Origin of the sequence: Paraflavitalea speifideaquila (assembly GCF_032395985.1) — a bacterium.
Classification (GTDB): Bacteria; Bacteroidota; Bacteroidia; order Chitinophagales; family Chitinophagaceae; genus Paraflavitalea; species Paraflavitalea speifideaquila.
Genome location: NZ_CP135920.1, coordinates 5,878,017 through 5,896,748, shown reverse-complemented (window position 1 = coordinate 5,896,748; position 18,732 = coordinate 5,878,017). Strand labels below are relative to the sequence as shown.

Here is an 18,732-nt window from a genome sequence, read left to right as displayed (position 1 = left end):
ATAAGGGTTTTCCTGTAAAATATTTCCTTAGTTTTTCTGTATAACGGTAGCAGGATCGTTTACCACAATTGCCTGCTCCATTTTCTGCACGGGTTTGAAAACTTCTGGCTCGGGATGATGAAGTTCCTTAAGCGTCGGGGCTACCACCAATGACACGATGGACATCAGTTTGATAAGGATATTCATAGAAGGGCCGGAAGTATCTTTAAAAGGATCACCTACGGTATCACCAGTCACAGAAGCCTTATGGGGTTCTGATTTTTGTAATAGGTCTGTCCGTTGATCTCCACACCTTTCTCGAAAGACTTTTTAGCATTGTCCCAGGCGCCGCCGGCATTGTTCTGGAACATACCCATCAGTACGCCACTAACGGTAGCGCCTGCGAGGAAGCCACCCAATGCTTCGGGGCCAAAAAGAAAGCCGATAGCGAGGGGGAGATGATGGCAATAGCGCCGGGCAGCATCATTTTTTTGATGGAGGCGCCGGTAGAGATGGCTACGCATTTGTCGTATTCGGGTTTGCCGGTACCTTCCATGATGCCTGGAATGGTACGGAACTGACGGCGAACTTCTTCTACCATGGCCATGGCTGCCTGTCCAACAGCACGGATAGCCAGGGAAGAGAAGATGAAGGGGATCATACCACCAACAAACAAGCAGGCGAGTACATCGGCTTTATAAATATCGATACCTGTAATGCCAGCCACACCTACAAAGGCAGCGAAAAGGGCCAGAGCGGTAAGGGCGGCAGAAGCGATGGCAAAACCTTTACCGGTAGCGGCGGTCGTATTACCTACGGCATCCAGTACATCGGTTTTCTCACGCACTTCTTTGGGCAGTTCACTCATTTCGGCAATACCGCCGGCATTATCGGCAATGGGACCAAAGGCGTCAATGGCCAGTTGCATGGCCGTAGTGGCCATCATACCGGCAGCGGCAATGGCTACACCATATAAACCAGCACAAGCGTAAGAACCATAGATACCTGCTGCCAATACGATGATGGGCAGGAAGGTAGATTCCATACCTACTGCCAAACCACCAATCACGTTGGTAGCATGACCAGTAGAAGACTGGCGGATGATACTCATTACAGGGCCTTTACCCATAGCGGTATAATACTCGGTAATGATGCTCATAAGGGTACCTACGGCCAGGCCAACGCCAATAGCGCCCAGTACACCCCATTTGGTGAACTCCGTACCGCGTAACTCCATTGTTTCGGGAAGGATATAATAAACCAACCCTACTGAAGCAGCAGCGGTTAAAATAATAGAGCCCCAGTTGCCCATATTGAGGGCTTTTTGTACCACACTGGTACTGATACCAGCTGAATCGCTGATACGCACGAAGAGGGTTGCTACGATAGAGAACAGGATACCTACACCGGCAATGAGCATGGGCAGGAGGATGGGGGCAAAGCCACCAAAACTATCGGTAGAATGTGTTTCCTGACCCAGTACCATGGTAGCCAGAACGGTAGCTACATAGGAGCCAAAAAGGTCGGCACCCATACCGGCAACATCGCCCACGTTATCGCCTACGTTATCGGCAATGGTGGCGGGGTTGCGGGATCATCTTCCGGGATGCCTGCTTCTACTTTACCTACCAGGTCGGCGCCAACATCGGCAGCCTTGGTGTAGATACCACCACCTACGCGGGCAAAAAGGGCAATGGATTCAGCACCGAGGGAGAAACCCGTGAGTACTTCTATTGTTCTCAGCATTTCGGCAGAAGAAACTTCCGTAGCACCGAAGTAAGCTTTTAATAAAATGAATAAGCCACCCAGTCCCATTACGGCCAGGCCGGCTACGCCCAATCCCATTACGGCACCGCCGGTAAAGGATACGTTGAGGGCTTTACTTAAACTGGTACGGGCCGCTTGTGCAGTACGCACATTGGCTTTGGTGGCAACCTTCATACCGATGTAACCGGCAGTAGCGCTAAATACAGCGCCGAGGGCAAAGGCAACCGCGATGGACCAGTGGGAGTGAGGATTGGCTTGTGCCATTACCCCCAACAGGATACCCACAATAACCACAAAATAGCCGAGTACTTTCCATTCCGCTTTCAGGAAGGCCATAGCACCCTCTGCGATGTAGGTGCTGATCTCCTTCATACGGTCATTACCAGCATCTTGCTTGGATACCCAGTTGAATTTAATCAGGGTGTACAGCAGGCCTATGACTCCCATCACAGGGACGAGATAGAGCAATTTGTCCATAAGTAGTTGATTCTTATTCGAGTTGAATTTTTAAGGATGGCAAATATAGGGCAAAAGGCCTCTAAATCAATCGCTGATTAGGCGGATTTTGGCGGATTTCGCAGATTGGAAGCGCAGATTAAGCAGATTTGAGGGATTTCGCGGATGGGATCGCTGATTTGTGGATTTTGATAGATGACGCAGATAGAAACGCTGATTATCCTGATATACCAAGCTATATATGCCCGGAGGGCCTGCTACGAAAAATAAAACGACGGCAGCAATTATCCGGCATTTTCACCAAATGTTCTCCAAAGGCGAGCGTCATGAATACCTGCAACACATTTTGTACGGATTTGCTACTGCTGAAGATGACAGGCTTCCCCTGGATGGGTTTGAGCGATGCCCAATCATCCACTTTATACAGTATATCAGCGCTTTGATTCAGGTGCAACAAAAATTGTATGGCCAGCAGGGAGCACTACTCCTCAGTGGCCACTTCCCATTCTCACGTCTCACTTTTCACATCTCTATTGCTTCACGCTATCAGTATCTTTTTCTTTTTCTTAAACAGGTTATTGATAAGGCCCTTGCCGGTTTCTTCCAGGCCCTTCTTTACATCCTTGCTGCCACCATTGGCTGTGGTATCTTTTGACCGGAGAGTTGTTTGCCCAGTTCATCTTTCAAGCCCTTTACGACCTGGTTTTTGGCCGAGGCAATGGAATCCTTAGTGGCTTGTTTGGCAGCAGCTACGGCACTGTCAGCAGCGGCTTTCCTGGCTTCTACAAACTGGTTGGCCTGGTCTTTCATATCCTGGGCCAGGCTGCCACCTGCATCCTTCAGATCGGTCTTAATGGTGGGACTGGTGATATTACCACCAATATTCACTTTCATATTGATCACATCGCTCAGCTTCACGGGTACGCCCTTGCTGGTGGCCTGGGAGGCGAGGTTATTGACAAAAGCATTGGCTTTTTCGCCCAGTTTGGCCCGGGGTACTTTCAGGTTCAGTACATAATCCAACGACTGATCCAGGCCGTGCATACCGCCTACTTCCATATCCATATCCTTGACCTTCACATTAAAGGGCTTTACCAATACTTTACCATTGGCAAATTCAAAATAGTTCTTGATGTCTTTTACAGAGAAAGACTGGAGTTCATTGATGTTGAGGGTAGAGGCCAGTTTCTCCAATGGCTGGAATTTGGCAAGGAAACCTTCCAGCAGGAACAGGGTGCCATCACCGGTAAGGGTGGTCATGTCGGGCATCATGTCTTCGCCCAGTTTGCCCTTCATGGTCATTTTAGAAGTGAGTTTACCGGCTATGAACTTGCCAATAGGCATAAGCTTTTGTACAGTATTGAAAGCATTGAATGTTTTTGTACATCGAGGTTTTGTACATCATAAGCCAGTGAAATATCGGGCTTGGTTTTGCTTACTTTGGTAGAGTAGGAGCCATTGAGGCCAATGGTACCGTCCAGGGCATTCATCTTCACATCTTTCAGGGCTACTGTTTCATCTTTCAGTGCCAGGGTTCCGCTGATATTGTTGTAATCTACCTTATCGTACTTCACTTTGTCTACCTTGGTATTGAGGGTGAGGTTTATATTTTTAGGCACTGCAAATGGTGCGGTGGTGGTGGTTGACTGGGCAGTATCGGCGGTGGTGGTTTCGCTGGTAGCGCCCATCAATTTGTTGAGGTCAACTTTATCGGCCGATACATTGAGGGTACCTGTGAGTGGCTCATCTTTCATGGCATAACCAATGAGGTTATCAAAACTACCATTGGCATTGAAGTTGGTTTCCATGAACTTACCGGCCAGGTTATTCAGGGTTACATTCTTTGGTGTAAAGGTGAGGGCCGTATTGCTGATGTTCACACCATCGGGGTAGTCTTTGGATTTATAGGATACATTGGATGCTTTGATCTGACCATTGGTTTGGAATGCTTCGTACTGGCTTTTGTCGATGTAAGATTTTTGCCTTTAAAGGCCACATCGGCATTGAGTAAGCCAGCGAGGGAGGTGCCAGGCTCAAAGGTGTAGAACTGGGCAATATTGGCCAGGTTTAGGGACCCTTTTACGGTACCATCGAAATAAGGATCAGAAGCAGGTGTTTTAAGCAGCAAAGTAATATCGGCAGCATCTTTACCTACTTCTACGTGGGCAGCCGGAATTTGCACGGTAGTGTGGTCGGGCACACCATCGGGATTGTCGATATTGATGCGGGCGCTGGTATTCTGTATGGGCTGTGGAAAATCTTTGGATGAATAAAAGAGGTTGGCGATCTCTACAAAACCTTTGGCACTGAATTCACCGGGCTTTTGCTGGGTGATCACAGCTACATTGCCTTTTGCCTGTACATCGGCACTTACCTGTCCGCTTAATTTGGTATCGGGCAATTTGACAAACTGGGTAATGCTGGCCAGGTTGAGCTTGCCTTTGGCGGCGGCATCAATATACTGATCGGTAACGGGCTTTTTGAGCAACAGGTGAAAATCGAAAGGATCATTTCCAAATTCAATATGGGCTTTGGGAATGGTCACTACGGTATTGTCGGTTATACCATCGGGATTGTTGACCTTCAGGTCGAGGTTGATGTTCTTAACGGGCTGGGGCAGGTCGGGGTATTGGAAAAATCCGTCCTGGACACCCAGGTTGATATTGTAAGCGGGGATCTGTGTGGGGCTAAAGGTACCTTTTACAAATCCGTCGAATAAGGCTTTACCGCTGGTCTTGATCTTAGAAAAATCCTGTGCGTATACGGCAGGCACCAGGGATAGGATGCTTTTAAAGTCGGTAGAAGGGGCTTTGAAAGCAATGTCCATATTGTAGGTGCTGTCGTTTACCAATTGAAAAAAACCTTCGGTGCTGATCTTGAGATCATTTACGGCAATCTCATCGGTCTTGAAAGTATACTTGCTGTTTTTGTTGTCGATCTGGAAATCGGCATCAATAACGGTTTTAGTTTTAGACAGGTAGGGGATGCCGCCATAGCTAAAGGTGATGGCATCGGCAGTTGTATTGGTTTGGAGGGTAAACAGGTCGGAAGTAAAATCGCCGCTGCCTTCATGGTTGAGGTTAACGATCTCACTGCTCATGCCGGCACTGGCATCATCGTAATACACATAGCCGTTCCTGATGGCATATTTTTGCAGGTTCAGCTTAAAGGGCTGGCCGGTTCTTCGGGGTAGTTACGGCTGAGGTATCGGGTTTGGCGATATCATAGTTGGCCTTGCCTTCTTTGGTCACCAGGGCATGGATGCGGGGTTCATCAATGTTGATGGAATACACTTTCATGTCTTTGGCGCTGAAAACGCTGAAGAGGTTCACGGCCACATCAATTTCTTTGGCACTGATAAGGGTATCTTTTGAAAATTCGCCCAGGCCAATGACCTGCAGGTCTTCCAGGGCCACGGATACGCGTGGGAAATGACGGAAGAATGACAGGCTTAGGTCTTTAAAATCGGCCTTCGCATTGATATTTTTATTGATCTGTTCTTTGGCGATCCTGAGGATCTTGCCTTTGAAGATAAAGGGGGCGGTAAAAAGTATCACCAACAGTACAAGGAGGGTAATACCGGTGATCTTCAATATTTTCTTAAGCATAGGTAATCAGGGTTTGCGGTGGTTTACAGGTTGCAAAAATAGTTTATTGTACTTTAGCATTCAATACTTTACAAATATGACGCCAGAAAGACGTGAAAAGTTGTTATCCGTACTCAATAAACGCCAGAATGACCTTACGATTGTGCTTGAAAACGTATCGGATCCTCATAATATTTCGGCCGTCATGCGCACCTGCGACGCCATCGGCATCCAGGAGATCTTTGTACTGAATACCCGGATACCCCGGCATAAGAAATGGGGGCCAAAAGCAGCAGCAGTGCAGCCAAATGGCTTACGATCCACCAATATACGGATGCGCAGGAATGCTTCCAAAAGATCAGGGCCTCCTATAGCCGTATTTTAACCACGCACCTGAGTAGTGATGCTATAGATCTGTACAGTATTGATTTCACGGGCTCGGTGGCGCTGGTTTTTGGCAATGAACACGCCGGGGTTACAGATGAGATACGGGGTATGGCCGATGGGAATTTCATTATTCCCCAGCAGGGTATTATCCAATCGTTAAATATATCGGTAGCTTGTGCGGTAACGCTATACGAGGCCTACCGGCAGAAAAAGAATGCCGGTCACTACGACCAGCGGAAACTGGAAGGGCAGCAATTAGGCACGCTATTGGATGAGTGGGGTTTTTATGGAGAGGAGAAGGAAGTTTAAGAAGACAGCATATAGAATCCAGTATATAGAATACAAGGCACAGCATATAGAATGAATGTCGTTGGTTTAGAAAGCTTTTGGCAGTTACAAAGGTGGGCCACCCTGTAGCGCTGCCTCAGCCGGGCGGCAGGGTGACTCACCTTAAAGGAGCGACAAGCTTAACTACAGGACATTGAATATAGAATACACAACGAAACCTTGAAATAAACGGATATATGGACCAGGAAAAAGATATTGTACAGGCGATTGGTAAGTACCAGTTTGGTACTGTTTTTCAACTGATCGCGGATGGCGAAAAGATCCCGGCGTCGGCCAATCAATATGCTGTTAAAGCGCTTTATGAAAAGATGGTGGAACAAAAACGTTTTGACCTATTGGGCCAGCTGATCGACCAGAAAGAAATACCCACAGACCTGTATGAATATGATTCTTTCAAAGACAGTGTATTGGAAACGGTGATCAAAAGGATAGCTGCTGATGAAGACTCCTTGAAGGAATTGGAAAAACTGGTGGGGAGGTTTACGAGTATCAACGATGAGGTGGCCGGTTATACATTACTGGGTTATGCGGTGAACGAAAAAGTAAAGCCGGGAATTGTACAATCGCTGATCAATGCAGGCTGTGATGCGCGCTGGAAAAATACGGCAGAAAATAACTTTATTGCACAAACGGTGAACCTGACGATGATGCCCAAGGAGGACCAATTGGCTTATATTCATATTTTCCTGTCGGCTGGGGTTGATCCTGCCGAAGTGAATGTGGAGAAGAAAAATGGGTTGCATTTGGCCGCCGAACGCCATAAGATCGAACTGGTGCAGGTATTGCTGGATGCGGGCGCCAGGCCCAATGAGCAGGATTGGAAAGGCAATACCGCCTATTATTATGCGATTATTCATACGGGTGGGGAGAAGAGTTTTATAACAAGATGGCAGCTATTGAACCGCCCAATTTTACGTTGGTGAATAATGGGCGTGAAACGCTTTTAAGCGCTTATTTAAGTTGCATGCAGAGCAGTGAAAAGCAAATTGCTTTGTTGGAACGGATGATGGATGAAGGGGCCGACCTGGACCAGGCGGCTGATTATTACAGTAAGCCCAAGACTGGATGGGCCTGGATGGCGGAGAAGCCTATGGCTGTGTTGCAGATGGTTTTGAACAAAACCGGGCGCGATGTAAATGCACAGGACGATGAAGGCAATACCTTATTGCACATGATTTGCCGCATTGACTGTAATTGCTCGCATGAGGCAGCCAAAGAAATGTATAAAAAAGTAAAGCTGTTACTGGAAGCAGGCGCCGATGCGGGGATCACCAACAATAATGAACAAACGGCCATGATGCTAGCTTCGACGGATAACCTGAAAGGAAAGATCGTAGAACTATTATTGTCAGCCAAAAAGCCATAAACCAATCACTATGTCAATGTCGTTTATAATAGCCTGCGAAAGCGGTAAACGGAAAATTGCGGAGATATTAATAGAAAATAAGGAAGTAGATGTGAAATATACGGATGAAAAAGGCCGAACCGGATTGCACTACGCCGCGCATCATGGATACCTGGATATTGTGAAGTTGTTGATTGGGGATGGAGCAGAGCTGGATTATGAAGATCATCAGGGGGAAACCCCTTTGTACTTTGCCTGTTTGCAAAAACAGAAACAAACGGCTTTATACTTGCTGGAGCAAGGGGCACGTGCTGGTATCAATGACTTCAAAGGGAATAGCCTGCTGCACATTGTTTCGCTGAACGGGCAAATAGAAATTGCCGAAAAGCTGCTGGAAACAGGAGAGGCTGCAGACGTACCAAATAATGAAGGGGTAACGCCTATGTTGATGGCGGTGGCTTATAGAAACCAGGGAGTGGTTCAATTGCTGCTTAATAAAGGTGCGAATGTTAATGGCACTGATAAGCAGGGAAATACAGGGCTATTATATGCTGTGCGTAATAAACAGCTTCCCATGGTTGAATTGTTGCTGAATAATGGGGCCACGATCAACCAGGTTAATCACGGTGGAGAAAACGGTTTGTTGCTGGCTTGTTATGATAATAATATTTCAATAGTAAAACTATTGGTAGGTAAGGGGCGGATGTTACTGTTGCTTCCAATGAAGGTGTATCGCCCATTTGGTATGCCTGTGGCAATAATCAAAAGGAAATTGTAACGCTGTTCCTCGATAATGGGCTGGATGCGAATTACAGTAAACCCGTGAGTGGTAACGAGGAATCAATGAATGCTTACCTGAATTGGGTAGAGACTGCCAACAATATTGCGATAGAAAGTAGTTTCAGTTTAAACAGTAGTTATTCTTACGGTGGAGAAAGTTTGTTGCATATAGCAGCGAAGAAAGGGAATTTAAGTATGCTGAAGTTGTTGGTGGAACGGGGTGCGCAAGTAAATATACAAGATGAATCGGGTAATACGCCTTTGCATTATGCAACAGCCAATGGTAAAAGGATGCGGTGAAATATTTGCTGGATCAAGGAGCCGATCCTACGCTAGTAAACGTAAAAGAGCAGAAGGCTGTGGACTATTCCAATATCAAGGGGTTTAATGAGATCACCCAGTTCATTTTGCAAATGAGTCCCAAGGGTACCACGGTACTGCCTGTTACTGAAAAAGATGGAATCATCACAAGCGCCTGTCAGTGATAAAAAGCGGGCATTGCTTGATCTGAAGGAGTTGCTGGATGCCGGGGTGCTTACACAAGCTGAATTTGACCAGGAAAAGGCGAAAATATTGAATGGGTGATGAGTCGGGAAGTGGGAAGAGTCAGAAAGTCGGAAGAGTCCGGAAGTCGGAAAAGTCCGGAAGTCGGTAAGTATCCTCTTGCAATTTAGATATGCTTTAGTCTTCCGGTCTTCCGGACTTCCGGTCTTTCGGACTTCCGGTCTTTCGGACTTCCGGACTATTATATAATTCAACCTATTTATGAAACGTATTATACTTATTCCTTGTTTCCTACTCATGACTTCATTGCTTTTTGCTCAGGTGAAGAAGGTAAAGATCACGGACCTGGAAACATATATACAGGACAGTGATCATCCGCTGATGATCAGTTTCTGGGCCACCTGGTGCGCTCCTTGTGTGGAAGAGATACCCTGGTTTCAGGAAGGAGTAGCTAAGTTTAAGGATCAAAAGTAGAGTTGATCCTGGTAAGTCTTGATTTTCCGAAAGACTATCCGAAGAATATTGAAGCCTTTATCAAAAGAAGAACTTCCAGGCAAGGTTTTATTGGCTGGATGAAACGAATGCAGATTATTTTTGTCCGCGTGTACATCCCCGGTGGGAAGGTGGTATCCCTGCCACATTATTTGTGAACAATAAAACGGGCTATCGCCGTTTCTTTGACCGGGCTTTAACAGACCGCCAGGTAGAGCCGGAGATCAAAGCGATGCTGAAGTGACGAACCCCGGATTAACAGACGAACGGCATGGTATATTTGTAATGATCGCTAATTTTGTGGTTCCCCCTCTGTGCTTGCGCTTTGCAGGCAGGTTGTTAACAGCTACTCTTTATTATTCCATTTCCTCTGAAGCTGTTCGGACTACCGACCGGTAGTAGTTCGTGGTGCCATTATTTTTAAACTAATCATTAAATCTTTTTCAGTTATGAAGAAAGGGAATCGCATGTGGCTGATAGCAGGTATCAGCCTGTTGGTGATGTCATTGTCGGGGTGTAATAAGCTGTTGGACTATGTTAACGGTCATGGTAAGGGCGCCCCAGGTGTGTCCAAATACAGGATCAAAACGATTGCGGGGTGGGATGATCATGATAGTGCCCGCGCCACGTTTACATATAATCAGTGGGGCGATCCGGTGGAAATATGGCTGGACCGCCCAACGACGGGCAGAGGGCATTCATTATTCAGGTATGATCAGGCGCGTAAGCTGACGGACTTTATCAATACGTATGATGGGGAATATTATGAGCACTGGAACAAATACGTGTATGACAGGAACGGCCGCGTGATTCAGGATACCTTGTACCAATTGGGTGAAATGGGATCCGATGGGCCTAAGAGCTTTGAGCATAAACTGGTAGCTGATTATAACTATGATAGCTATGGCCGGATCATTAAGGTTAAAACAACGGTGATGGTGCCTGGGCATTATGAGTTTGAGGATGTGTATACGTATGATATCAAAGGAAACCGTACATGGCATTCGCCACCGGATACGATTGATAATAAGGTGAACCTGTTACGAACGCATCCTGTTTGGCAATTGGTGGACAAAGATTACAGTATGAATAATCCTTTTATCGCGGATATGTATAATGAAAGTCGTTTGCCGGTAAAGCTGCATGTGAACAGTGAAAGTGGTGTATTCTATTTCCTGCGTGCCTGGGTACCCGGCAAAAGGTGGAAATAACGTATGAAAAGGAGTAATGATCTTTTGATACAATAAAAAGGGTGGGTCGCTGTTGAAAGGCGGCCCACTCTTTAAGATTTTAAAAACGGGGTGCTTATGATTTAAGTCTTTTAATAGCACAGCCAACGGAGCGGGATTGCTTTACACTCACCTCTTTGCCGGCGGTTCCTTCCCTGATGGCTTCTTGCAGGTGTTTGCGGCTCACAGCGTCGGGATTATTGGGATTGTCGTCTATGGCGCCATGGTAGATCAGCTTGCCTGCTTTATCAAACAGGAAGCATTCGGGAGTGCGGTTAGCGCCAAAGGCATCTGCCAGCTCATTGTTCTTATCCTCGGCATAATACCATTTAAAGCCCTGGCCTTCGGCATAGGACTTCATAGCCTGTAATGATTCAGCACCATTGCGGTTGCCTTCATTTGAGTTGAGGAGTACCACGCCTACATTTTTTTCCTGTGCATATTTACATATTTCAGTGGTACGGGATTGGTTGTTGATAACCACGGGGCAGGTATTGCAGCTAAACATGACCAACAATCCATTTGCTTTCAAGGCTGCTTTCAGGGTAATCTCTTTTCCGGAAACGTCTTTCAGCTTGTTTTCTGCTTTAGGCAGGGGAGCGCCAATGGGCAATGGGTCGTTATTGACGGTAAATGCCAGCAATGCTACCACTGGTAGCGCGAGGGCAACAAGTAGCTTTTTCATGAGAAAGCATTTTATACTTACAAGTTAACGAAAAAATCACTTCACCAGTTCACCGCCTGTCTCGTGTTTGACCCTTTCGTCAGACAAGGCTTTGAGGGAGTGGATACTTACGTTCAATTCATACCCAATCAATAGAACCAGTGAATTGATGTATATCACGATCATGAGCACAATGATGGTGCCAATGGAGCCGTAGAGGGCATTGTATTTGCCAAAACTGGTCACAAAGATGGAGAAGCCGACGGTGGAAAGAATGCTTAGAAAGGTAGCCAGAATGGCTCCCGGAGAGGTGATACGCCATCGTTTTTTGATAGCGGGGGCATATTTGTAAATAAAACCATACGCGTAAAAGATTAACGCTACTAAGAGTACCCAGCGTACGATGCGGATCAACGTCTTCACGAAGTCATTGTTGATGCCCAACCAGCTCAATACAATACCCTGCAGGGAAAGGAGTAATAAACAGGCAAAGATGAGGCCCATCATGATGAGGGTAAGCTTGATGGCGGCCCAGCGGGTTTGAAGGCCGGTGCGGCGCTGAAAACCAATGTAGTTTTTGTTGAAGGAGCGCATCAACCCCATCATTCCATTGGAGGCAAAAAAGATAAGTAATACAAAACCAAAGGATAGTAAACCAATCTTGGAACTTTCAAAAAAGCTGTCCACAAATTGTATAATGCCCTCATTGTATTGAGGGGCCGGGATCATTTCCCGGATCAGGGTCTTCAGTTGCCACCTGATGGACTTCTGGCGTATAAATGGCAATTGGGGTATAAGGGTGAACAGGAAAAGGCAGGTAGGCGGGATGGCCATAATGAAGTTGTAGGACACGGCAGAAGCTCTTTCAGTTAATCCTACTTTATTCATTTGCTGGATAAAAAAACACCCACATCATATAACGGAACACCATCAAAACCAGGCAACACAATGTGTTTACTTTTCTCCGTCACAAAACGAACGGGTGGTAAATTCAACAGTATGCGTTCTAGTTTGGTCATCTTGAATTGATAGGAGGCCTCAGGTTAGGCTTTGGGCTGTTTACTTTTTGGTTCCTCTCCGGTTTCTTCTTTTGCTTTTTTAATGGCTTGCTGTTCATCCTGTGCTTGCTGGAATGCTTTGGCATTGACCAGGTGTTGCTGATAGGTTTCACTGAACAGATGCCGGCCCGAAAAATCGGGACTGGCCACAAAGTACAGGTATTTTGTTTGTGGTGCGCTTAAAACAGCATCCAATGTAGGCAGGGAAGGAGTACAGATGGGACCGGGGGTAGTCCTTTGTTGCGGTAGGTATTGAAAGGTGATTCTACGGTAAGGTGCTTTTCATAAATACGCCTGAGGGTGAAATCCTTCAGGGCAAATTTCACGGTAGGATCGGCTTGCAGGCGCATGCCTGTATTGTAGCGATTGAGGTAAACGCTGGCCATGGTATCTTTTTCCTCATTGTCGCGGGTTTCTTCTTCTACAATGGAAGCCAGGGTATAAGCGGCAATGGGGAGAGGCCCAGATCGGCAGCTTTCTTAATGCGTTCGGGAGTCCAAATGATCTTGTATTCAGCAAACAGTTTACTAAAAATAGCAGCCGGGGTGGTATTCCAAAAGTAGGTATAGGTATTGGGATACACGGTGGCCATGATGGTATTGGTATTGAAGCCATAGTGTTGGAGGGTATCGGGATTGCTCATGTATTGCATGACGGAGGCGGAATCGCACTCGAACTTACGACCTATCAGGGCTGCCAGGTTTTCCCTGGTACGCAGCTTGGTAATGATGAGGTTAACGGGTGATTGCTGGCCATTGCGCAACATGCGTACGATGTCGGAAATGCTCATGCCTTTTTTGACCTCATAACGGCCTGCCCTGATCTTTTCCGGCAGGTCCATACGCTGGGCCAGGAAATTGAAGGAACCGGGGTTTTGACCAGTTGGCTGTCTTTGATGGTTTGAAATGCCTCCTCATAGGTAGCGTGACCGGTGCGGATGTAGAGGTATTTGCTTTTTCACTGAATGGGGTATTGGACAAAAAGAATCTCCAGCCAATAAATGCAGCGGCTGCCAAAAGGATTACAAGGATTATAAGGATTAGCTTCTTCCACATAAGGTATTAAGATTGACGCTGTAAAATAGGGAAAGAATTGGGAAGTGGGAAAGTCAGAAAAGTCCGGAAGACCGGAAGACCGGAAGTCCGGAAGACTGGAAGTCTGGAAGTCTGAAAGTCTGAAAGACCGGAAGTCCGGAAGACTGGAAGTCTGGAAGTCTGGAAGTCTGAAAGTCTGAAAGACCGGAAGTCCGGAAGACCGGAAGTCCGGACTTCCGGAAGTCTGGAAGACTGAAAGACTAAAGCATATCTAAATTGCAAGAGGATACTTACCGACTTCCGGACTTACTGACTTCCCAACTTTTTTACAACAAAAAACCCTGCCAGATTATGACAGGGTTGAATATATTGGGTTGAATAACTGCTTATTTAGCTGCGGGAGCGGGTGCAGCAGGCGTATTTGCGGGTGCCTGTTGTTGTGTAGCAGGCTTGGCGTTGATTTCTTTAATGGTAGAACCAGAAGCACCACCTGAAATAAAGACTGCTGAACACAAACACAGCAATGCAATAACAACTGCCATTACCCAAGTACCTTTTTCCAATACATCGGTGGTTTGTTTCACGCCCATGAACTGGGAATTGAAGCCGGCAATATTACCAGCCAGGCCACCGCCTTTGGGGTTTTGGATGAGGATGAACAAGCCCATCGCTACACTCGCTAGAATGATCAGAATCAGGAAAATAATCATATCACATTGCTTTTATTTGGTCAATTCGGGCTACAAAATAAGGGCTTTTGGCGGGATTGAGCAAACTTAATTTCTCGTAAATAGCGATAGCTTTTGCTTGCTGCCCTGCTTCACCCATACTTCGGCCATGGCTTCTGTAATGATGTCTTTACCTTCTACAGAGTGCCCGGCACTTTCCTGAATAGATTGTTGCAGGGTTTCATCAAAAGCAGGAGCGGGCTGTTCGGACATAACGGGGGCTATGCGTTTCATACTACGCAACCATTCGGTGAAGCTTTTTAATTGCATGCCCAGTTTATCCTTGAAATCTTCCTGGCGGAGTTTGATCCCCTGGGAAGCAAAATAATCGATGGTATGGTAGGGTTCAAAAATGGGCTCTTCACTTTCGCTAATCACAGGTTTGAACGTATGGGTAAGTTCGGCGCCGGTAGCTTCGGCAGGTGGAACAGGTATAGTCACTTCCTCCACTGGTGGAGGGGGAACTGGTGTTTCTTCCAACAGGCTGATGGGTTCGGAAACGCCGGGGATCAGGATCTCTGTTTCCTGCAACTCATTTTCTTCAATAGTGGTGGCAGGTATATCTGTAAGGACTTCGGGTGCAGGGGGGGATTGCTTCAACGGTCGGGGGCTCTGGTTGTTGGGGCTCCGGTTCGGTGATTACAGGCGGGGTAATGAACGTTGCCGCCACAGGCTCCTCTTTGGGTATACTGGGAATGAGCAAGGTTTCGGTCACGATCTCATGCTCTTGCAAGGTCCAGTGCAACCAGAGGGGGTTATTGAACCAGGCAGTGGCACTGGCCGATTGGTCCTCAGCTCTTGCAGGGGTGGTATTGTGCACCTTTTTGGCCAGTAACCAATGGCCAACAGCAGAATAAGGATAGTCTTCGGTAAACTGCTGGAGTGCTTGCTCAGGAACATCCTGCAAGGAATCTTTTTGGAAAAAATGCTTTACAATGGTGTGAATATGTTGTTGCATGAAACGGATTACCAGTTTGAAAATATACGATTGAACATTTCATCCACCATCATTTTGATGATGCTTTCGTTCAATTGTGGTTCGGCCTGGGTAAGCGAAAGGTTCGCGTCGAAGTCGAAGTTACGGGAAACACTGGCTTCAAAATTCGTTTTCGGGTCATTGGGGTCCAGGGTATTTTTCAGGGTCAATTTAATACCCACGGTCAACCGGCTAATGGAGGCGGTTTGTTGTCCGGTTTGGCTATTGGGCGATATACCGGATGTGCTCACATTGTATTCGGTAATGGTACCTGAAATTTCAAAGTGGCCATTTTCAGGGGCTGGTGAAAGCCTGGTTTGGTTGACGATCTTTTGCCTGAGCTTATCGGTGATCTGTGGACTTAATTGAGGATTTACATAGCGGGCTGTATTTCCAATCAGGTCAAGATGGAAAGTTCTTACTGCGGGCGGTATGCTTACATCTTTGAAGGAGTAGCAACCGCTGAACAGGAACAGGCATAAAATAGCTACGAGCTTCGAGCAATGAACTGTGAGCTTGAAAGCAGCTGCGTGCTGCGCGCTTCGCGCTGTGAGCCTGTTGTTGCTTGTAGTTTCGTTTTGGGCTTCTGACTTCTGTATGCTGTATGCTGTATGCTGCATGCTATCACTCCTTGATATCATATTCTTTAAGCTTGCGGTATAAGGTTCTTTCGCTGATGCCGAGGTCGGTGGCGGCATCTTTCCGTTTACCCTTGTGTTTTTCAGGGCTTTCATGATCAGGTCTTTCTCCATGTCCATGATGTTGAGTGAATCTTCCACTTCTTCATGGTGGTGGATGGCATCTTCATGGTGCAACATCACAGGTTGGGCACTGCTAACAGCCGGTTGGGGCATGATGGCCGGCGCCAGGATCTCTTTACTGTTTTTCAGTTCATTGATCAAGGCCTGGTTTTGGGTCATACCCGGATTTTGCAGGATCTCCACAAACATCTTTTTCAGCTCGGTCACATCTTTCTTCATATCGAAGAAGAGTTTGTACAGGATCTCGCGTTCATTGGCAAACTCATGACCGTTGGAGCTTCCACCTGTATTGACCAAAACGGGCAGGCGATTGGAAACATCTCTTTCGGGCAGGAAGCGCCTTAGTCCTTGAGCCGTTACCTGTTTATCGCTTACAAGAACGGACATCTGCTCTGCAATATTCTTTAATTCACGAATATTTCCTGGCCAGCCATAGTTAATTAACACATCCTTGGCCTCGTCTTCGAGTTGGATGGGGATGGCTTTGTATTTTTCGGCAAAATCTACAGCAAAACGCCTGAACAGGAGGGGAATGTCTTCTTTACGGTCGCGCAGGGCAGGCACCCTGATGGGTACGGTGCTCAAGCGGTAGTACAGGTCTTCACGGAACTTGCCATTCTGTGTAAATTCGAGCAGGTCCTTATTGGTGGCGGCGATTACGCGCACATCTGTTTTTGTACTTTGGAGGAACCTACCCGGATGAATTCTCCTGTTTCCAGTACGCGTAATAAACGGGCCTGGGTGCCGAGGGGCATTTCGCCAATCTCATCTAGGAAGATGGTGCCACCGTTAACGGTTTCAAAGTAACCTTTCCGGGAATCGACAGCACCGGTAAAGGATCCTTTTTCATGACCAAAAAGTTCGGAGTCGATGGTGCCTTCGGGAATGGCGCCACAATTCACCGCAATAAAGGGGTTATGCTTTCGGTTGGATAAAGCGTGAATGATTTGCGAGAAGGCTTCTTTACCAGCCCCGCTTTCGCCGGTAATTAAAACGGTAAGATCAGTGTTGGCAACCTGGCCAGCCACCTGCAATGCAAAGTTCAATGCGGGTGAATTACCAATGATGCCAAAGCGGTTTTTGATTGATTGGATATCCATAGACACAATTCTTTTAACTCAATTAATCTGGTTTCTCAATTCCTGCCATCCCCTTTGTATCATAAAAACCGGTGGATTACTCAACAATGTTGCCGAGCAAGGTGCCTCCGGTACAATCGTATACAGTAACCATTGCATAATCACCTTTGTTCAGTGCATGCCCGGCTTTTGGAAAAACAACTACTTTGTATTGGCTGGTGCGGCCCATCCAATCATTAGCACTTTTTTTTTGAGTCGCCTTCTATTAATACTTTAACGGTTTGGCCAATATCTTTCATATTGCTTTCATGGCTCAGTTTGCGCTGCATATTGATGATCTCGTCCAGGCGTCTTTTCTTCACTTCTTCAGGGATATCATCCTGGTAGCGTCGTGCGGCGAGGGTACCGGGGCGTTCGCTGTAGAAGAACATATAGCTGTAATCGTACTGGCTATATTGCATGATGCTTAAGGTATCCTGGTGGTCTTCTTCGGTCTCAGTGCAAAAACCGGCAATAATATCGGAACTAATGCTGCAATCAGGTATGATGGTTTTGATGCGGTCTACCTTGGCCATGTACCACTCCCTGGTATAGGTGCGATTCATGAGTTGTAAGATCCTGGTCGATCCGCTTTGAACGGGGAGGTGTATGTACTTGCAAATATTTTCGTATTTGGCAATGGTATGGAGCACCTCGTCGGTAATGTCTTTAGGGTGGGAGGTAGAAAAGCGTACACGCAATAGGGGGCTGATGAGGGCTACGCGTTCCAGCAGTTGGGCAAAGGTGACGGCAGCAGCCTGACCTTCTCCAGCAGCCATAGAAGCACCCAGATCGGGCGTCCAGTAATAGCTGTCCACATTCTGGCCAAGCAGGGTTATTTCGCGGTAGCCTTTGTAAAAAGGTCCTGGCATTCGCGGATGATGGAGTGGGCGTCGCGGCTTCTTTCGCGTCCGCGGGTAAAGGGAACCACGCAAAAGGAGCACATATTGTTGCAGCCGCGCATGATGCTTACAAAGGCATTAATGCCATTGGAGTTAAGTCTCACGGGGGCAATATCGGCATAGGTCTCTTCCCGGCTCAGGAGCACGTTTACGGCTTTTTGCCCGTCGGCTGCTTCTTCAATCAGTCCCGGCAGGGTACGGTAGGCATCGGGCCCCACCACCATATCAACCAGCTTTTCTTCTTCCAACAGCTTGGCTTTCAGGCGTTCGGCCATACAGCCCAGGACACCGATGAGGGCGCCAGGATTTACTTCCTTGGCGGCTCGCAGGTACTGGAGGCGATGGCGTACGGTTTGTTCGGCCTTTTCGCGGATGGAGCAGGTATTAATGAGGATCAGGTCGGCCTCTTCATAGTTGCGGGTAGCTCCGAAACCATTCTCATTCAGGATGGAAGCCACGATCTCACTATCGGAGAAGTTCATGGCGCAACCGTAGGATTCAATATAAAACTTCTTACCATAGGTCACAGGGTCATTCACAAACGGGCTATAAGCCTCTCCCTGGCGATATTCGTCCTGTTTGGTATGGGTAATCAGATCCGGCATCAGTTAATTCAA

At 47.0% G+C, this 18,732-nt stretch carries 25 protein-coding genes and 4 pseudogenes; 11 read left to right on the top strand and 18 right to left on the bottom strand.

Annotated features, from left to right (window positions below; genetic code table 11):
- Positions 1-27: 27 nt before the first annotated feature.
- Positions 28-237, bottom strand: coding sequence for a sodium/proton-translocating pyrophosphatase (locus RS881_RS40450; protein WP_315815970.1), 210 nt, complete (start codon positions 235-237; stop codon positions 28-30).
- Positions 234-2,193: pseudogene (locus RS881_RS40445) on the bottom strand (sodium-translocating pyrophosphatase). Before RS881_RS40445 ends, RS881_RS40450 begins: the two are co-directional and overlap by 4 nt.
- A gap of 250 nt (positions 2,194-2,443) precedes the next feature.
- Here RS881_RS40445 and RS881_RS40440 point away from each other — a divergent pair.
- Positions 2,444-2,857, top strand: coding sequence for a hypothetical protein (locus RS881_RS40440; RefSeq protein WP_315815969.1), 414 nt, complete (start codon positions 2,444-2,446; stop codon positions 2,855-2,857).
- Here RS881_RS40440 and RS881_RS40435 read toward each other — a convergent pair.
- Genes RS881_RS40435 through RS881_RS40420 form a run of 4 tightly spaced genes read right to left on the bottom strand, consistent with a single transcriptional unit; the run spans position 2,818 to position 5,810 of the window.
- Complete coding sequence (locus RS881_RS40435) at positions 2,818-3,546, bottom strand: AsmA-like C-terminal region-containing protein (RefSeq protein WP_315815968.1); 729 nt, start codon at positions 3,544-3,546, stop codon at positions 2,818-2,820. The two genes, RS881_RS40440 and RS881_RS40435, sit on opposite strands and share 40 nt — an antisense overlap.
- A complete protein-coding gene (locus tag RS881_RS40430; protein WP_315815967.1) occupies positions 3,525-4,082 on the bottom strand; it encodes an AsmA family protein in 558 nt (185 codons plus the stop codon). The genes RS881_RS40435 and RS881_RS40430 overlap by 22 nt, the downstream gene beginning before the upstream one ends.
- Positions 4,079-5,329 (bottom strand): AsmA family protein, encoded by a 1,251-nt coding sequence (locus RS881_RS40425; protein WP_315815966.1) that lies wholly within the window; start codon positions 5,327-5,329, stop codon positions 4,079-4,081. The genes RS881_RS40430 and RS881_RS40425 overlap by 4 nt, the downstream gene beginning before the upstream one ends.
- A 37-nt stretch (positions 5,330-5,366) precedes the next feature.
- Positions 5,367-5,810, bottom strand: coding sequence for an AsmA family protein (locus RS881_RS40420; protein ID WP_315815965.1), 444 nt, complete (start codon positions 5,808-5,810; stop codon positions 5,367-5,369).
- A 76-nt stretch (positions 5,811-5,886) separates the two neighbouring features.
- Between RS881_RS40420 and RS881_RS40415 the strand changes: the two genes are divergently transcribed.
- From RS881_RS40415 to RS881_RS40370, 10 genes are all read left to right on the top strand, one after another.
- Positions 5,887-6,174 carry a TrmH family RNA methyltransferase gene (locus tag RS881_RS40415; RefSeq protein ID WP_315815964.1) on the top strand — a complete coding sequence of 96 codons (288 nt, stop codon included), beginning with the start codon at positions 5,887-5,889 and terminating at the stop codon, positions 6,172-6,174.
- Positions 6,066-6,485 (top strand): TrmH family RNA methyltransferase, encoded by a 420-nt coding sequence (locus RS881_RS40410; protein WP_315815963.1) that lies wholly within the window; start codon positions 6,066-6,068, stop codon positions 6,483-6,485. The genes RS881_RS40415 and RS881_RS40410 overlap by 109 nt, the downstream gene beginning before the upstream one ends.
- Positions 6,486-6,700: 215 nt before the next feature.
- Positions 6,701-7,447: an ankyrin repeat domain-containing protein gene (locus RS881_RS40405; RefSeq protein ID WP_315815962.1), complete on the top strand. Its 747-nt coding sequence runs from the start codon at positions 6,701-6,703 to the stop codon at positions 7,445-7,447.
- Positions 7,411-7,890: an ankyrin repeat domain-containing protein gene (locus tag RS881_RS40400; RefSeq protein WP_315815961.1), complete on the top strand. Its 480-nt coding sequence runs from the start codon at positions 7,411-7,413 to the stop codon at positions 7,888-7,890. Before RS881_RS40405 ends, RS881_RS40400 begins: the two co-directional genes overlap by 37 nt.
- A gap of 16 nt (positions 7,891-7,906) precedes the next feature.
- Entirely contained in the window at positions 7,907-8,647 is a 741-nt protein-coding gene (locus RS881_RS40395) for an ankyrin repeat domain-containing protein (protein WP_315815960.1), read from the top strand.
- Positions 8,648-8,691: 44 nt separating this feature from the next.
- Positions 8,692-8,949 (top strand): ankyrin repeat domain-containing protein, encoded by a 258-nt coding sequence (locus tag RS881_RS40390; RefSeq protein WP_315815959.1) that lies wholly within the window; start codon positions 8,692-8,694, stop codon positions 8,947-8,949.
- A gap of 5 nt (positions 8,950-8,954) precedes the next feature.
- Complete coding sequence (locus tag RS881_RS40385; RefSeq protein WP_315815958.1) at positions 8,955-9,134, top strand: hypothetical protein; 180 nt, start codon at positions 8,955-8,957, stop codon at positions 9,132-9,134.
- Entirely contained in the window at positions 9,106-9,234 is a 129-nt protein-coding gene (locus RS881_RS40380) for an SHOCT domain-containing protein (RefSeq protein WP_315815957.1), read from the top strand. The genes RS881_RS40385 and RS881_RS40380 overlap by 29 nt, the downstream gene beginning before the upstream one ends.
- A 180-nt stretch (positions 9,235-9,414) precedes the next feature.
- Positions 9,415-9,627: a thioredoxin domain-containing protein gene (locus RS881_RS40375; RefSeq protein ID WP_315815956.1), complete on the top strand. Its 213-nt coding sequence runs from the start codon at positions 9,415-9,417 to the stop codon at positions 9,625-9,627.
- A gap of 467 nt (positions 9,628-10,094) precedes the next feature.
- On the top strand, positions 10,095-10,856 hold the full coding sequence (locus RS881_RS40370; protein ID WP_315815955.1) for a hypothetical protein: 762 nt from the start codon (positions 10,095-10,097) through the stop codon (positions 10,854-10,856).
- A 94-nt stretch (positions 10,857-10,950) separates the two neighbouring features.
- Here the strand turns inward: RS881_RS40370 and RS881_RS40365 are convergent, their stop codons facing one another.
- The 12 genes and pseudogenes from RS881_RS40365 to RS881_RS60575 form a co-directional block, all read right to left on the bottom strand.
- Positions 10,951-11,559: a redoxin family protein gene (locus RS881_RS40365; protein WP_315815954.1), complete on the bottom strand. Its 609-nt coding sequence runs from the start codon at positions 11,557-11,559 to the stop codon at positions 10,951-10,953.
- A gap of 36 nt (positions 11,560-11,595) precedes the next feature.
- Complete coding sequence (locus RS881_RS40360) at positions 11,596-12,390, bottom strand: YihY/virulence factor BrkB family protein (protein ID WP_315815953.1); 795 nt, start codon at positions 12,388-12,390, stop codon at positions 11,596-11,598.
- Between the two features lie 191 nt (positions 12,391-12,581).
- Positions 12,582-13,024: pseudogene (mltG, locus tag RS881_RS40355) on the bottom strand (endolytic transglycosylase MltG).
- Positions 13,018-13,437 carry an endolytic transglycosylase MltG gene (locus RS881_RS40350; protein WP_315815952.1) on the bottom strand — a complete coding sequence of 140 codons (420 nt, stop codon included), beginning with the start codon at positions 13,435-13,437 and terminating at the stop codon, positions 13,018-13,020. Before RS881_RS40350 ends, mltG begins: the two are co-directional and overlap by 7 nt.
- A 579-nt stretch (positions 13,438-14,016) precedes the next feature.
- Positions 14,017-14,340: a preprotein translocase subunit SecG gene (gene secG, locus RS881_RS40345; RefSeq protein ID WP_315815951.1), complete on the bottom strand. Its 324-nt coding sequence runs from the start codon at positions 14,338-14,340 to the stop codon at positions 14,017-14,019.
- 66 nt (positions 14,341-14,406) lie between these two features.
- Positions 14,407-14,958: a hypothetical protein gene (locus RS881_RS40340; RefSeq protein ID WP_315815950.1), complete on the bottom strand. Its 552-nt coding sequence runs from the start codon at positions 14,956-14,958 to the stop codon at positions 14,407-14,409.
- Positions 14,900-15,316 (bottom strand): DUF8458 domain-containing protein, encoded by a 417-nt coding sequence (locus RS881_RS40335; RefSeq protein ID WP_315815949.1) that lies wholly within the window; start codon positions 15,314-15,316, stop codon positions 14,900-14,902. Before RS881_RS40335 ends, RS881_RS40340 begins: the two co-directional genes overlap by 59 nt.
- 8 nt (positions 15,317-15,324) lie before the next feature.
- Positions 15,325-15,693 (bottom strand): annotated as a pseudogene (lptE, locus tag RS881_RS62410) (LPS assembly lipoprotein LptE); the annotation flags it as partial.
- 265 nt (positions 15,694-15,958) lie between these two features.
- A pseudogene (locus RS881_RS61910) lies at positions 15,959-17,195 on the bottom strand (sigma-54 interaction domain-containing protein).
- A 76-nt stretch (positions 17,196-17,271) separates the two neighbouring features.
- Entirely contained in the window at positions 17,272-17,403 is a 132-nt protein-coding gene (locus tag RS881_RS40315; RefSeq protein WP_315815948.1) for a TRAM domain-containing protein, read from the bottom strand.
- 7 nt (positions 17,404-17,410) lie between these two features.
- Positions 17,411-18,085, bottom strand: coding sequence for a radical SAM protein (locus RS881_RS60580; protein WP_350339999.1), 675 nt, complete (start codon positions 18,083-18,085; stop codon positions 17,411-17,413).
- Positions 18,049-18,720, bottom strand: a complete 672-nt coding sequence (locus RS881_RS60575; RefSeq protein ID WP_350339998.1) for a hypothetical protein — start codon at positions 18,718-18,720, stop codon at positions 18,049-18,051. Before RS881_RS60575 ends, RS881_RS60580 begins: the two co-directional genes overlap by 37 nt.
- Positions 18,721-18,732: the final 12 nt, after the last annotated feature.

Excerpts from the sequence above, each read along its gene's own strand:
- RS881_RS40440 (WP_315815969.1), top strand. The coding sequence starts at position 2,444 with ATGCCCGGAGGGCCTGCTACGAAAAATAAAACGACGGCAGCAATTATC.
- RS881_RS40435 (WP_315815968.1), bottom strand. The coding sequence starts at position 3,546 with ATGCCTATTGGCAAGTTCATAGCCGGTAAACTCACTTCTAAAATGACC.
- RS881_RS40420 (WP_315815965.1), bottom strand. The coding sequence starts at position 5,810 with ATGCTTAAGAAAATATTGAAGATCACCGGTATTACCCTCCTTGTACTG.
- RS881_RS40415 (WP_315815964.1), top strand. The coding sequence starts at position 5,887 with ATGACGCCAGAAAGACGTGAAAAGTTGTTATCCGTACTCAATAAACGC.
- RS881_RS40410 (WP_315815963.1), top strand. The coding sequence starts at position 6,066 with ATGGGGGCCAAAAGCAGCAGCAGTGCAGCCAAATGGCTTACGATCCAC.
- RS881_RS40405 (WP_315815962.1), top strand. The coding sequence starts at position 6,701 with ATGGACCAGGAAAAAGATATTGTACAGGCGATTGGTAAGTACCAGTTT.
- RS881_RS40400 (WP_315815961.1), top strand. The coding sequence starts at position 7,411 with ATGGCAGCTATTGAACCGCCCAATTTTACGTTGGTGAATAATGGGCGT.
- RS881_RS40395 (WP_315815960.1), top strand. The coding sequence starts at position 7,907 with ATGTCGTTTATAATAGCCTGCGAAAGCGGTAAACGGAAAATTGCGGAG.
- RS881_RS40380 (WP_315815957.1), top strand. The coding sequence starts at position 9,106 with ATGGAATCATCACAAGCGCCTGTCAGTGATAAAAAGCGGGCATTGCTT.
- RS881_RS40375 (WP_315815956.1), top strand. The coding sequence starts at position 9,415 with ATGAAACGTATTATACTTATTCCTTGTTTCCTACTCATGACTTCATTG.
- RS881_RS40370 (WP_315815955.1), top strand. The coding sequence starts at position 10,095 with ATGAAGAAAGGGAATCGCATGTGGCTGATAGCAGGTATCAGCCTGTTG.
- RS881_RS40365 (WP_315815954.1), bottom strand. The coding sequence starts at position 11,559 with ATGAAAAAGCTACTTGTTGCCCTCGCGCTACCAGTGGTAGCATTGCTG.
- RS881_RS40350 (WP_315815952.1), bottom strand. The coding sequence starts at position 13,437 with ATGGACCTGCCGGAAAAGATCAGGGCAGGCCGTTATGAGGTCAAAAAA.
- secG (WP_315815951.1), bottom strand. The coding sequence starts at position 14,340 with ATGATTATTTTCCTGATTCTGATCATTCTAGCGAGTGTAGCGATGGGC.
- RS881_RS40335 (WP_315815949.1), bottom strand. The coding sequence starts at position 15,316 with ATGCAACAACATATTCACACCATTGTAAAGCATTTTTTCCAAAAAGAT.
- RS881_RS40315 (WP_315815948.1), bottom strand. The coding sequence starts at position 17,403 with ATGGGCCGCACCAGCCAATACAAAGTAGTTGTTTTTCCAAAAGCCGGG.
- RS881_RS60580 (WP_350339999.1), bottom strand. The coding sequence starts at position 18,085 with ATGCCAGGACCTTTTTACAAAGGCTACCGCGAAATAACCCTGCTTGGC.
- RS881_RS60575 (WP_350339998.1), bottom strand. The coding sequence starts at position 18,720 with ATGCCGGATCTGATTACCCATACCAAACAGGACGAATATCGCCAGGGA.